This is a genomic window from Psychrobacillus sp. FSL H8-0510, from assembly GCF_038008345.1.
Lineage (GTDB): Bacteria > Bacillota > Bacilli > Bacillales_A > Planococcaceae > Psychrobacillus > Psychrobacillus psychrotolerans.
In genome coordinates this window covers 3303891-3317132 of record NZ_JBBOYZ010000001.1, presented here as the reverse complement: position 1 = coordinate 3317132, position 13242 = coordinate 3303891, and the positions used below count along the sequence as shown (strand labels likewise).

Here is a 13242-nt window from a genome sequence, read left to right as displayed (position 1 = left end):
AAAAAAGGAAAGGCTATCTAAAGAGTTCACACGAACTCTCCGATAGCCTTTTTTATAATTATTTTAATGCTTCAAGCTGTTTGCCTAGTTCTTGTACAGCTTTTGTTTCTTCCTCTGTAGTTGTTTTCAATAATAATTTTTGTCTTTCTAGTACTTCATTCAATGTTGCTAGTTCAGCGGATATGTCGGCATCTTGTTGCTCACTTTTTTCGATCAATGAGTTAATCGGATCGAATAGGTTTTCGTGACCGACTATTCTGCCTTCACCCCACATCAGTTTTTCTTTAGGCGCTTCTAACACATAGTTTGTAAAGTAATTGAATACCTCTTTATCAAAGTCGTAGGCATACCAATTATTGTCGATAGCCCATAGGTATTCATCCACTGCAGTAGTTATATCGCCTTTCTCTAAAGCTTCGATAGCGAGTATAAGATTAGTAATATTATTTTGTGCATGTTCGTGTGGGAATATTTGTGCATCTTCCCATGTTAAACGAACGAATTGATCTTCAGCGTGTTTGAATGCAGCGAGTAGACCGCTATTCAAATCACGGCTTTCCTCATATAGCTTTTGTGTTGCCTCGGTATCTTCCTCAGTTAAAGCAGTAAAATAATCATTATTTACTTTAGCGACCTTTGCATTTACTTCTTCTGCAAGTGCAATAGCTTTGTCAATCTCCGCAACTAATTGGTCGGAAGAAACTTCAGCTTGTCCAAAAGTATCTGTGTCAATTACTTTTTTCATTGCCGTCAAACGGGTTGTGAAGTCTAGTGGAACGACTGCTGTTTGATCGTAATGCATGGAAAGTAAACCGTATAGATTTAAATGGAATTTGAATGCATCTGCGTTATATGTGTCCTCATTATCAAATTGTGAATGATAATGGGTACGCATGAAATCACTGTCTTGGAAATCATTACGAAGGGCTGGAACCCCAGCAATTCCAAATGAAAAATCATCTGACCATGTACGCAGTGGTGAAACGACAGAAATTCCATCCTTATAGACACCATCTACAGTTGGTACATTCTTCGCAAAATCCGTTAAATAACTATTCAATTCATAGACAGAACGAATTTCATCTTGTGTTGTGTGCTCATAGGCTGGAAGCTCAAAGTTCATATTGGCAAAAGCTTTTCCTACCCACTCCGGATGAATATTGAATATTTGGTTATAAGCCCCGGTTGACCAGTCATAGCGAGAGTTAGAAACTCCCCATTCTTCTGCAGCGAGTGCGTTGAAAATAATTGTTTTTTCTGGTTGATAGCCACTGTCTACTAACCCTTTAGCGACACCCATCATTAACCCGATTGCTGCATGGTCATCTTGGAATCCTGTAAAGTAAGAATCATAGTGAGCAGATAAAATAATATATGATTCCGGGTCTTTTCCGATAATTTTCCCGTAATAATTATAAGACTTTCCATCCATTTTGACCGTAGATTTAGCATCGAATTTTACAGTCATCGTACCATTCTCACTAGATTCTAAAGCCTTCTTCAGCTGATTTGCATCCGTTTGAGACATAGAAAATGCAGGAGCATCATCCGGTCCACAGACATCCTGAGCGTTAAGTGCATCTTCATCAGCTTCCGCATAACCTGCTTCCTGAACTGCAATTACTGCCGCAGCTCCTTTTAAATGTGCTTGGTAGGCAGGATAGTTTATCCACCATTCCTCGCGTTGGTTTATGTCAACTAAAACTAGCTTACCTTCGACATCTAGATTTGCTAAATCATCAGCAGTCCCTTTACCACCGTAGACAATTTCAAGATCCTTTACACCATTCGTATCAAAATTCACTTGGTATGCTCCTAAAACAGCCAAATGCTCTTTGCCATTTTCATCTACGAATGTTAGGTCCGCTTTTTCAAATTCCCATGTGTCTAAGGTGAATTCATCCTTTGTCACTTCAGTAAGTCCAATTTTCTTCATTTCGTCCGCAATTTTTTCTCCAGTTTTCAGCTCTGCTTCTGATCCAGCAGTCCGATAACCAAGTTTTTCATTTGTTTTAAATTCTTCTAAGCTCTTTGTGAATCCAAAGGCATAGTCGACGTCGACAGCTGATAGATAATCTTCATTTACACTGATTAAATCCTTTTCAGGTGTAACCTCTTTTTTTACTTCTGTCGACTCTTCTTTAGGCGCACAGGCCCCCAATGACATAGCGATTACCAAAGATAATGCTATTCCTCCCGTAAACTTGTTCATTTATCACATTCCTTTACAAAATTTTTAACAACTAGCTTATTAAACGATAAAACTAGCGTAATTACAAGAGTAATTTTCAATTATCACATTCCCTATATTAAAAAGAAAAAACCTAATAACTATTGGCTATTAAGATACATTTAGTGTAAAATTACACTAAATAGAGTGAAAATTCATTTTAGAGGAGCCATATATGGATAAAGAATATGTAACACAGCTTATTTCCTTGCGGATTCGAATGGTTCGACTAGAAAAAGGTTATTCACAAGAAAAAATGGCGAGCATTATAGGTATCTCTAAGAAAACGCTTGTCCAAATAGAGAAAGAGAGAGTACTAGCAGGATGGACTAGTGTAATTGCAGTATGTGCATTGTTTCATGATAGTGAGATATTGCGGTCGGTTTTAGGGGATGATCCATTAGAAGTGATTGAAACAATAGCGCATGACGGCATAAATCGTCCGAAGGATAAATCAATGGGTGGACGTGTATGGTGGAAAGAGATTATTTCAAAGGGAGATTTCCGATTGCAACAAAACGTTATTAGTCAGCATTATCGTATTTTAGATGATAAAAATTATCGATGGTTTAGTTCGTTTGATGAAGAGGAAGCAAAAATTCGCTTAAATGAACTAACTAAAAAAGAATAATAATGGGGGAAATGGGATGAAAGTAGAGTCTAAATTTGCGACAGTATTGGTTTCCATTTTTGCATTAATCGTATTGGTGTTCTTTGAAGGCTTCGGTGCGTTGTTTCTACTGCTTATGGGGAAAATCGATTATATTGCATTGCTTATAACTGTTGGATTGGTGCTATATCTACTGTTTGTGTTTAATTTACTTCATCTTTTTCAAACAAAAAAGCGGAAAGTTATTTTTGGTTCTATCGCAGGAGCAGCCATATTAGTCAGCGCCATTACGCCTATAAAAGATGCGTATACTCACTTGATACCTACAGTAGATGCAGAGGTGGATATAAGTAAGTACGAACCCTTTTCACAATTTGGTAAGGTTACTAAGTTAGAGGAGAAAGTGACACTTCAGCTAACTGATGATTTACCAATATTAGACGGGGCAACTGCACTTTATCCGTTATATGCGGCCATTGCAGAAGCGACATATCCAGAAAAGGTGTATCCTTCATACGATAGTGAAGTAATGGTGAGCACTACACAGTATGCCTATGAGAACCTATTTGATGGTACGGTAGATATGATTTTTGCTGCAGCACCATCTACAGCTCAAAAGGAAACTGCAGTGAAAAAAGGACTTGAGCTACAGATGATTCCTATTGGTCGAGAAGCATTTGTCTTTTTTGTCAATCAAAAAAATCCTGTAAATAACCTTACGGTAGAACAAATTACAGATATATATATGGGAAAGGTCACCAACTGGAAACAACTAGGGGGCAACAATGATGAAATCCGGGCTTTTCAACGACCGGAAGACAGTGGCTCTCAATCTGCGCTTCAGTCACTTATGAAGGGAATGCCGCTTATGCAGCCACCTTCAAAGGATATAGTTACAGGAATGGGTGGTATCATAAATGAGGTGTCCCAATATAGAAACTATAAGAATGCAATTGGCTTTACATTTCGATTTTATTCCACCGAAATGGTCGACAATGATGAGATTAAACTACTAGAAGTAAATGGAGTGGCACCGACGAAAGAAAATATACGAGCAAATACTTATCCCATTACATCAGAGTTCTATATTGTTACAGCAGGAACGGAAAATCCAAATGTAAAGCCGCTAATCGAGTGGGTGTTATCGGAGCAGGGGCAAGCACTTGTGGAAAAAGTAGGATATGTTCCATTAAAAGAATAGAAATATTAAGTCGCAGTTTATACACTGCGGCTATTTTTATATGTATATTCAAAACGTACAATGTTATTTCACCTAAACCACGCTTGAAAGACTCTTTCATTAAGGGGATTCTATACACCTATTTAATTTAAGGGGAAATCTCATCCATAGAGACTAAAGGGTTATAAATTTAAAGTGTACGTGATATATAAGTCCCTTTAAAATATGTTTGACGTAGGTTTATTGGGGTATGTATGAGTGTATATAAAGCTTCCTTAATAGAGAGATAATGCGGGGGAAAAACATGAAACTAAAACAAAAAGCTGTTGTTGTAGTCAGTATTACAATGATTCTATTAGTGACACTCTTTTTGTCATTTTTAAGACCAGTACTTTTAAAAGAATCTAATGATTTAGATAGGGATACTGCCATAGGTGAAGTAAAGAGGATAGAGAATAAAATTCAATCAACATTACATAATTTAGGGGAAATAAATAGAGATTGGTCCATTTGGGATGATACGTATGATTTTATGGTGGATCAAAATCCTCTATATATCGAACGAAACTTAGAACCTGAGACATTCGCTAACCTGAACATTAACTACATAATCTATATAGATAGTGAAAAAAAACCTAAATTGCAAGTAGGCTATGACTTAGATAACAAAAAAATAGTACCTCTGCAGAATGATTTCTATGAAGAATTTCTACCTGCTATTAAAAGTGTAGAAAATACTAGTGAAGAATTGCTTGTAATGAGCAAGAATGGATTCTCACTGGCATCATTTGAATCCATCTATCAAAGCAATGGAGATGGACCTTCTGTAGGTACTTTAATCATTGGGAAATATCTAGATGAACGTACTATTAACCGAATCGGAAAAGAGTTGTCGTTTGATCTGACGTTTCATGAAGTGCAGGACAATGAAAAAACGCAGGGACGGATTGGTATTGAAATCACAGGCGCCGATCAAATGCAAGGTTCGATTTTACTAAAAGACTACAAAGAACAGTCATTATTGGGGATAAGCTTTAATATGGATAGAAGCTTCTATATGGAGAAAAAGAATACAGTTAATAACATTGCAGTTTCTTTAGTAATTATAGGAATTATATTTGTTCTTCTTACAATTTTTCTGTTAGATCGTTTTATAATCAGTCGGATCAGTAACCTCTCCAAGCAGCTTCATAATATTCAAGCAGAAGGAACTTTAAACTTGAGGATTCATGTTAAAAAGAATCAGCACGACGAAATTTCCAAGCTTGAAAATTCTATTAATCAGGTTCTCTCTTCACTTGAAGAGAAGCATGATGAAGTAATTCAGTTAGCGTTGTATGATCATTTAACTGGGTTACCTAACCGTTATGCATTTAAGAAAGAGGTAAGTAGACGAATGGATGCCTCAACGAATGAGTTAATCATTTTATTTGTTGACCTGGATGGATTTAAACAGGTGAATGATACATACGGTCATGAAATAGGTGATCAACTATTGAGAGAACTTTCGCAAAGAGTACAAATTATTGCAGCAGAAAAGAATGGATTGGTTGCTCGGTATGGTGGGGATGAATTTTTAGTATTATTCGATCAAATGAATGATCAGGAACTAGAAAGAATAGTTCAGCGACTATTAGAGGAAATAGGAAGGGAATACCAGTTTAATGCTATTAGTACACTTGTCACTGCAAGCATTGGTATTAGTATATATCCAAGAGACGGTACTACTATAGAACAAGTTTTAAAAAGTGCGGATACAGCAATGTACGAGGCAAAAAATAAAGGGAAAAATCAATATGTATGTTTTCATGAAATAAATAATAATGATTAAATAACGAAAACGGCACAATAATTTAATTGTGCCGTTTTCGTTATTTATCTATTCACGTACAAAAAAGTCAAAACCAAAGGACGTCGCAACACCAAATATTATTGCCCAAACCCCAATACTAATGGTCGACCATATCGTAGTTTTAAATTTAGATGCTCCAAGTGTCATGCCTATAAACGCGGCAACATGTGTACCGATTAAAATAGGTCCAAGCATGAGCATTCCAGGTAAACCGTATTTATCCCAAAGTGCTTTTGCGCGTTCACTTCTTTTGGATACTTTTTGTTCTTTTCCTTCATTTCGTTTGGCTAGCCATAGTTTAAATTTATCGTAGCCAATAATAAGGGCAAGTACTGTTACCATATTTCCTATAAAACCGACGATAATAACTGCTAAAGGATTTAACCCGGAGATAATCCCCAGAGGAATGACTAGTCCTAATTCAAGCCAAGGTATGGCTGCTCCCAAAAATACTAAGAAATAATTCACGATATATACACTTCCTTCCGTCCCTTAGTTACGATGCTGTATAAGAAAAGTTTCACTTTTATTACAACCTATTAATTCATATTATTAATAGCCTTTGATCAGACTACTAAATAATCCATATTTAGAGGGATTCTATCTTCAAAAAAAAAAATTATCTAACTATTAATCATTTCAGTGGACAAATGCTTAATTATGTTATATAGTTAAGACAATAATTAAATTGCTTAGATAGAAACAATGAATTCACATATTACAAAAAGTAATCGTGAGTCTTCGGTAGCTTTTTGTAATATGTGAATTTTTTTATTCACCATAATGGAGGTTTTTTACATGACACAAGGTACAGTAAAATGGTTTAACGCAGAAAAAGGTTTTGGATTTATCGAGGTTGAAGGTGGAAATGACGTATTCGCTCATTTCTCAGCAATCCAAGGCGACGGATTCAAATCTTTAGACGAAGGTCAAAAAGTTGAATTTGACGTTGAAGATGGTCAACGTGGACCACAAGCAGTAAACATCGTAAAACTTTAATTCTTAGGAATTTTAAGTAAAGGTACTACTGTTAAAAAGAGATACTCTTTCGAGAGTATCTCTTTTTTGTGTACTTTTTTAATTAAAGGGAAAATTGAAAATTCAAATAGCATTATCTTTGGTAAACTATTAATAACTCTAAGTTGAAAGAATGAATTGAAACGATATTTTAAAAAGTGTCACGATAAGAAATGGAGAGGTGAAGGATGAAAAAACTACTTTTGACTGGATTTGAACCATTTTTAGCATTTACAGTAAATCCGACCATGAAAATTGTAGAGGAATTAGACAAGTCGATATTAGGAGAGTATGAAGTAACAAGCAGAGTTCTCTCAGTCGACTTTACGAAGGCGGGAGCTCAGTTACTACGTTATATAGAAGAGATAAAACCAGATGCCGTTATATCCTTAGGTTTAGCTGGTGGGCGTTATAAGATTACACCAGAACGCATTGCGATCAATGTGAAAGACGGTGCTGCAGACAACAATGGTCATATACCAGTAGACGAGTCAATACAGCTAGACGGAGATCCGGGTTACTTTTCGACATTACCTATTCGATTAATGGTAGACGAATTAACGAAGCAAGGACTTCCTGCTGCTATTTCGAACACAGCTGGTACATACTTGTGTAATAACGTCATGTACGAGGCTTTACATTATGCTAAATTGAACAATCTAAGCATGCCGTGCGGGTTCATCCATATACCAGCATCTCATGAATTAGCAATTCAGCATGGGAAAATTCCGAGTTGGTCTCATGTAGATTTAAAACGAGGGGTAGAAATTTGTATCGGAGTGCTATAAAAGTGATACCGCCAGCTATTATATTACTGAAAAATATTTTAGACAATTGAAACGTATATCCTACTAACTCGTATAAGAGGTAGGAGGGGATACACATGTGGGGTAAATTACAAGAACGTCAGGCAGTTTTAAAAACGGAAATTATAAATAGGGATAAGGTAAAAAGAAAGCACCAAACACTAACGGAACATTTAGAGGTCGCATTACATAAAAAGCAAACGTATTGGTCGCGTTTAAAAAAGGAACAGAAAGATGTGGAGAATCTTGACGGGTTTTCAATCTTGAAGGTAGTTCGAACATGGACTGGCAAGCAGGACGAGATCCGAGAAAAGGAATTAAGTGAGCTAGCTACTATAGAAGCGAAGTACAGAGAAATAGAAAAAACAGTGACAGATTTAGAACAGGATATAGTAGATATTGAAAGAGAGCTAGATCAAGCGCGCTGGAAATCTATTGATATGGAATGGGAAACGTTAATGAAAGAAAAAGAGGGATGGATATACGGGAACAAGCAGGTGGAGGCAGCTCGTCTCGACGAGTTATATGATCAAAAGACATTTCTTACATCAAGTAGCCGTGAAATAACAGAAGCAATATCTGCGGGGCATGAGGCTAAGATTGCCTTGAGAAGAGCCCTAAAGTCACTAGAAGGCGCAAAGGATTACTCTACTTGGGACACTTTTTTAGGTGGGGGACTAATTGCAACCTCTTTAAAGCATAGTAAACTGGATGAATCGGAAAATGCTATTCATGCTGCGCAGCGTTCCTTACAAAAGTTTCAAACAGAACTGTTAGATATCCAACAAATAAAGGTCGAGAACTTATCTGTTGAAAGAGATAGTTTTGTTACATTCGCAGATTATATATTCGATGATATCTTTTCTGCATGGTCCACTCATTCCAAAATTAATAACTCGATAGATCACATTAATGAGACAATAAGCAGTTTGGAACATACAACTGTTCAACTAGAGGAGCAGCTTAAAGAAGATCAAGAAATGTTATATAATATAGGAATAGAAATTGCGAAGATAATTGAACAATAATATAGGTGAACCGAAAAGTACATGTGCCAATGCCTGTTCGTATTGGCGTTAAGATCTGTTTAATATGACGAAATTGAGCGTTATCTATACTTATTTCTCGGGAAATAATTTGACAATTAACTTGTCTTTTAGACAAATTATTATGTTGGCATTGGCAACAGTATAATTTCATTTAACAGGGGCAAGTATAGATAAAGCGCACGTAAATTGTTCTCAGGAGGAAAACCAATGTATGATCCAACTATTTTTGAAAATCTAAAAGTAGCATTTGAAAATCATGTATACGATTTAGATAATATAGAACGTAAGATAGATATTAAAAACCGAGTCGACCTCATGGACCTTTCCGTCATCGCGAGAGCTTTTAAGATTGAGTTTACTTTAGCTGACCAGCAGGATATAACAGCAGAAATAATCTTAGATGCATCTTTAGAAGATTTGGCAGGAGAAATCCTAGAAATAGGCAATAAAAATATAGGGTGTACATTAGAGTTGAAGTTTATCAAAAATATACAAAATCCCGATCTACAATGTGAAGAAATTGAACAAGCGATTAATAACATTTGGGAGGACGATATATCGTTGACCCAAACGCTCAGCTTTGTATTTGGAACGGAATTATCAAGTTATAAAAACACTATAGAAGTGAAGTTTGATCAGAAGATTAATGAAGATCAAATAAGTGATATTTCTGTGTTTCTGGACCATGTTTTAGAGACGTTAGAAATATTATTTAAAATATAATAATCATTTCACTAGCTTTTTGCTGGGATGTGTTGTATAGTTAGGATAATAATTAAATTGCTTAGATAGAAACAATGAATTCACATATTACTAAAGGTAATCGTGAGTCTTCGGTAGCTTTTCGTAATATGTGAATTTTTTTATTCACCATAAATGGAGGTTTTTTACATGACACAAGGTACAGTAAAATGGTTTAACGCAGAAAAAGGTTTTGGATTTATCGAGGTTGAAGGTGGAAACGACGTATTCGCTCATTTCTCAGCAATCCAAGGCGACGGATTCAAATCTTTAGACGAAGGTCAAAAAGTTGAATTTGACGTTGAAGATGGTCAACGTGGACCACAAGCAGTTAACATTGTAAAACTTTAATTCTTCGGAATTAATTAAACATAGTTAGCAAAAAAGACATCCTTTCTAAGGGTGTCTTTTTTTGTGCATTTTTTTATTGTTAATGGAAGAAAATAGCTATTCCAACTAAACGAGCGTAGTGAACTGAGATCTTATTAATATGGCTAGAATTGTTTTGTTTTTACCTTAAGTTTGGCTCATTATTAACATCTAGAACGCATGTTATCAGATTTTTTTAAAGCAAAGTGATAGTATATAAAGAAAGAACTTAGAAATAGGGTGTGCAAAATATGAGCAATACACATATATTTTCAAAACGTGAAGAGATAGCTAATGCAATCATTCATGGGATAGGGGCTATTTTTAGTATCGCCGCGCTTGTCATACTAATCGTATCTTCTGCCATGCAGGGAACAGCTTGGCATGTCGTAAGTTTTACGTTGTTTGGTTCATCGATGGTCCTATTATATTTGTCCTCCACACTTGTCCATAGTTTTCCGGCAGGACGTGTAAAAGATTTCTTTGAGATTATGGATCACTCCGCTATCTACTTTTTTATAGCTGGAACGTATACCCCTTTTTTATTTCTTGCTATTAAAGGTGCGTTGGGTTGGACATTGTTCGGTATCGTATGGGGGCTTGCAATTGGGGGCACCGTGTTCAAAGCATTTTTTGTGAAACGTTTTTTACATACTTCGACCTTATTATACGTCGTAATGGGTTGGTTAATGGTATTTGGATGGAGACCCCTTCTGGAGAATGTATCATCACAAGGACTTATACTGCTAGCTATAGGTGGTATCTTATATACAGTAGGAGCAGTTTTCTATGTGTGGCGGGCTTTTACTTATCATCATGCAGTTTGGCATGTATTTGTACTTGCAGCGTCTATTCTCCATTTCTTCGCAGTTATGACGTTGTTGCCGTAAAATATTAGGGGAAATTAAAATATAAGGTAGAGTTGTCGGAGTTTAATTCCGGCAGCTCTTTTTTGGTTTGATCATTTTTTCTAGTTGGAATGTAAAGTGATTCTAGCTTATCCTCCTCTTATCATTTCACTTGTAAGTGTGTACAACTTGTATAACCTTTGACCGTGTAAATCAGTCATTGTCGTACTAACTATCACATTTAAGGTTATACAAAGTATTGACACAAGAAAAATAGAATGTTATTTTTAATTCAACAGAAGTTCGTAAACTGAAATCTTTAAGGAGGTTAAGAGAATGTATTTAAAAACTTATGTAGTAACAATTATTGTGTTTTTCTTAATAGATATCATATGGCTCGGTTTTATTTCTAAAAATTTATATCAAGAAAAGCTTGGACATTTGATGAAAGCGGATGTGAATTGGGTAGCAGCGGGTCTGTTCTATCTATTATTCATAGCCGGTTTAATATTCTTCGTGATCAATCCCGCGCTTGCAAAGGATAGCTGGAAGTACGCGCTTTTAGCTGGTGGATTCTTTGGGATGATTGCTTATGCTACATATGATATGACAAATCTTGCAACCTTAAAGGATTGGCCAATTCAAGTAACCATTTTAGACATTATTTGGGGAACTGTATTATGTGGTGTCACATCGATGATTACATTCTTCGTCATAAGTTATTTCGGAGGTGCAGAAGGATGACCATACAATATATGAATAGTGAAAAGCTATACTTTGGCTTTTTAGCGGGTGCCCGTGAGGTTATTAAACAAAAGCACGACCTCAACAAAATCAATGTATTTCCAGTAGCTGATGGAGATACTGGAACTAATCTTGCATTTACAATGAATGCCATCATTGAGGAAGCAAAAGTACAAAGCTCTGCTAAAAGAACGATGGAAACCATTGCGGATGCTGCTTTAGTTGGTGCTAGAGGTAATTCTGGTATTATTTTTGCACAATTCATCAATGGTTTATATATGGGGTTAGAAGATAAAGAGGAAATCTCCATTAAAGGATTTTCTCACTCCGTAACTAGTGCAGTATCATACGCACACAAAGCAATTTCCAATCCGGTAGAAGGAACGATGATTACCGTTATGCGTGATTGGGCAAATTCCTTAGATACATTAAAGGATAAAGCAACAGATTTTACAGAGGTATTTACAAAATCAATGATTATCGCAATGCAATCATTGAAGGATACTCCAAATAAACTAAAGATTTTAAAAGACGCTTCCGTCGTCGATTCAGGAGCAAAGGGTTTTATCCATTTCTTAGAAGGGTTTGGGCACTTCATTCAAACGGGGAAAAGCAATGAAACATCCGTTGGGAAAGAAGAAAATATTATCCCACTTGAACATACTCATACACATGATAGCCCAGATTTAAGTCACAGGTATTGCACGGAAGCACTTGTAAAAGGAGAGAACTTGGATTTAGATCAGATTAGACAGACTCTAAGTGATCTCGGGGATTCTTTAATAGTTGCAGGAAATGAACATAAAATACGCATTCATATTCATACAAATACACCAGCAGATTTGTTTCATCGATTAAAAAACTTTGGACAGATTATTCAACAAAAAGCAGATGATATGCAAAGACAATATGAAGCAGGTCATGCAAGAAAGCCTAAAATTGCACTTGTAACAGATTCCATAGCAGATCTACCAAAAGACATTATGGACAAACATCAAATACATATGATTCCATTGAATCTGATTGTGGATGATAGCAATTACTTAGATAAACTAACGATAAGCCCTTCCTATTTATATGAGTTAATGGATAAGGGAGAAAATTATCCAACATCTTCGCAGCCAACCCGTAAAGCGGCGGAGGATTTCTTGAACTTTGTTTCTACAAACTATGATTCTATTGTCGTTGTAACAGTATCGAATCGAATGAGTGGGACATTTGAAACGATTACTAAAGCAGCACAAAAGCTACAGGACGCCGGGAAAAAAATTGCAGTAATCGATTCCAAGTCGAATTCGGCAGCGCAAGGACTAATCGTTTTAAAGGCAGCGGAATCCATTGAAGCAGGTAAGTCTTTTGAAGAGGTAGTGTATCAAACGGAAAAAGCTGTACAAAACACGAAAATTTTTGTGCATGTTAAAACGCTAAAATATATGGCAAGATCTGGTCGCATCAATAAGATAACAGGGATGGCAGGCAAATTATTAAATCTGAAACCAGTTGTTTCGATTGATGAAAATGGAGAGGGCATCATCCTTGGTAAAGCTCTAAGTGATAGTTCTAGCAAAAAGAAAATGCAGGCACTTGTAAGCAATATAGCACAAAGTAAAAATATAACAGGTTACTCTATCGTACATGCCGATGCTGAACAACAAGCAAGGCAATATGCGAAGGAATTCAGTTTATTAATTGGAAAAGAGCCAACATATATCACTAATATTTCATCTATTGTTGCGATGAATGCAGGGGTTGGCTGCGTAGCAATTGCTTTAACAACAGAGTAAGGGGGGGATGAG

The 13242-nt window shown here is 36.1% G+C and carries 13 protein-coding genes; 11 read left to right on the top strand and 2 right to left on the bottom strand.

What is annotated here, in order from left to right; all coding sequences use genetic code 11:
- Window positions 1-58 precede the first annotated feature (58 nt).
- Window positions 59-2212, bottom strand: a complete 2154-nt coding sequence (locus MHI40_RS16840) for a M28 family peptidase (protein ID WP_340763627.1) — start codon at window positions 2210-2212, stop codon at window positions 59-61.
- 193 nt (window positions 2213-2405) lie between these two features.
- On the opposite strand from MHI40_RS16840, the gene MHI40_RS16835 reads away from it, so the two are divergent.
- The 3 genes from MHI40_RS16835 (at window position 2406) to MHI40_RS16825 (ending at window position 5851) form a co-directional block, all read left to right on the top strand.
- Entirely contained in the window at window positions 2406-2861 is a 456-nt protein-coding gene (locus tag MHI40_RS16835; protein ID WP_093538219.1) for a helix-turn-helix transcriptional regulator, read from the top strand.
- Window positions 2862-2877: 16 nt separating this feature from the next.
- The gene (locus tag MHI40_RS16830; RefSeq protein WP_340763626.1) at window positions 2878-4041 is read left to right on the top strand and encodes a PstS family phosphate ABC transporter substrate-binding protein; all 1164 of its coding nucleotides are present in this window, start codon (window positions 2878-2880) and stop codon (window positions 4039-4041) included.
- 283 nt (window positions 4042-4324) lie between these two features.
- Window positions 4325-5851, top strand: coding sequence for a sensor domain-containing diguanylate cyclase (locus tag MHI40_RS16825; protein WP_340763625.1), 1527 nt, complete (start codon window positions 4325-4327; stop codon window positions 5849-5851).
- Window positions 5852-5899: 48 nt separating this feature from the next.
- Here MHI40_RS16825 and MHI40_RS16820 read toward each other — a convergent pair whose 3' ends face one another.
- Window positions 5900-6343, bottom strand: coding sequence for a small multi-drug export protein (locus tag MHI40_RS16820; RefSeq protein ID WP_340764570.1), 444 nt, complete (start codon window positions 6341-6343; stop codon window positions 5900-5902).
- Window positions 6344-6670: 327 nt separating this feature from the next.
- On the opposite strand from MHI40_RS16820, the gene MHI40_RS16815 reads away from it, so the two are divergent.
- The 8 genes from MHI40_RS16815 (at window position 6671) to MHI40_RS16780 (ending at window position 13230) form a co-directional block, all read left to right on the top strand.
- On the top strand, window positions 6671-6871 hold the full coding sequence (locus tag MHI40_RS16815; RefSeq protein WP_090568691.1) for a cold-shock protein: 201 nt from the start codon (window positions 6671-6673) through the stop codon (window positions 6869-6871).
- Window positions 6872-7077: 206 nt separating this feature from the next.
- Window positions 7078-7677: a pyroglutamyl-peptidase I gene (gene pcp / locus MHI40_RS16810; RefSeq protein ID WP_340763624.1), complete on the top strand. Its 600-nt coding sequence runs from the start codon at window positions 7078-7080 to the stop codon at window positions 7675-7677.
- 95 nt (window positions 7678-7772) lie between these two features.
- Window positions 7773-8723: a hypothetical protein gene (locus tag MHI40_RS16805; protein ID WP_340763623.1), complete on the top strand. Its 951-nt coding sequence runs from the start codon at window positions 7773-7775 to the stop codon at window positions 8721-8723.
- Window positions 8724-8951: 228 nt separating this feature from the next.
- On the top strand, window positions 8952-9467 hold the full coding sequence (locus MHI40_RS16800) for a hypothetical protein (protein ID WP_340763622.1): 516 nt from the start codon (window positions 8952-8954) through the stop codon (window positions 9465-9467).
- Window positions 9468-9635: 168 nt separating this feature from the next.
- On the top strand, window positions 9636-9836 hold the full coding sequence (locus MHI40_RS16795) for a cold-shock protein (RefSeq protein WP_090568691.1): 201 nt from the start codon (window positions 9636-9638) through the stop codon (window positions 9834-9836).
- A 269-nt stretch (window positions 9837-10105) separates the two neighbouring features.
- On the top strand, window positions 10106-10744 hold the full coding sequence (trhA, locus tag MHI40_RS16790) for a PAQR family membrane homeostasis protein TrhA (RefSeq protein WP_340763621.1): 639 nt from the start codon (window positions 10106-10108) through the stop codon (window positions 10742-10744).
- 294 nt (window positions 10745-11038) lie between these two features.
- Window positions 11039-11446 carry a DUF2177 family protein gene (locus tag MHI40_RS16785; RefSeq protein WP_340763620.1) on the top strand — a complete coding sequence of 136 codons (408 nt, stop codon included), beginning with the start codon at window positions 11039-11041 and terminating at the stop codon, window positions 11444-11446.
- Window positions 11443-13230 (top strand): DAK2 domain-containing protein, encoded by a 1788-nt coding sequence (locus MHI40_RS16780; RefSeq protein ID WP_340763619.1) that lies wholly within the window; start codon window positions 11443-11445, stop codon window positions 13228-13230. Before MHI40_RS16785 ends, MHI40_RS16780 begins: the two co-directional genes overlap by 4 nt.
- Window positions 13231-13242 lie beyond the last annotated feature (12 nt).

Bases quoted from the DNA above. Each gene is read 5' to 3' on its own strand.
- MHI40_RS16840 (WP_340763627.1), bottom strand. From the start codon at position 2,212: ATGAACAAGTTTACGGGAGGAATAGCATTATCTTTGGTAATCGCTATG.
- MHI40_RS16835 (WP_093538219.1), top strand. From the start codon at position 2,406: ATGGATAAAGAATATGTAACACAGCTTATTTCCTTGCGGATTCGAATG.
- MHI40_RS16830 (WP_340763626.1), top strand. From the start codon at position 2,878: ATGAAAGTAGAGTCTAAATTTGCGACAGTATTGGTTTCCATTTTTGCA.
- MHI40_RS16825 (WP_340763625.1), top strand. From the start codon at position 4,325: ATGAAACTAAAACAAAAAGCTGTTGTTGTAGTCAGTATTACAATGATT.
- MHI40_RS16815 (WP_090568691.1), top strand. From the start codon at position 6,671: ATGACACAAGGTACAGTAAAATGGTTTAACGCAGAAAAAGGTTTTGGA.
- pcp (WP_340763624.1), top strand. From the start codon at position 7,078: ATGAAAAAACTACTTTTGACTGGATTTGAACCATTTTTAGCATTTACA.
- MHI40_RS16805 (WP_340763623.1), top strand. From the start codon at position 7,773: ATGTGGGGTAAATTACAAGAACGTCAGGCAGTTTTAAAAACGGAAATT.
- MHI40_RS16800 (WP_340763622.1), top strand. From the start codon at position 8,952: ATGTATGATCCAACTATTTTTGAAAATCTAAAAGTAGCATTTGAAAAT.
- MHI40_RS16795 (WP_090568691.1), top strand. From the start codon at position 9,636: ATGACACAAGGTACAGTAAAATGGTTTAACGCAGAAAAAGGTTTTGGA.
- trhA (WP_340763621.1), top strand. From the start codon at position 10,106: ATGAGCAATACACATATATTTTCAAAACGTGAAGAGATAGCTAATGCA.
- MHI40_RS16785 (WP_340763620.1), top strand. From the start codon at position 11,039: ATGTATTTAAAAACTTATGTAGTAACAATTATTGTGTTTTTCTTAATA.
- MHI40_RS16780 (WP_340763619.1), top strand. From the start codon at position 11,443: ATGACCATACAATATATGAATAGTGAAAAGCTATACTTTGGCTTTTTA.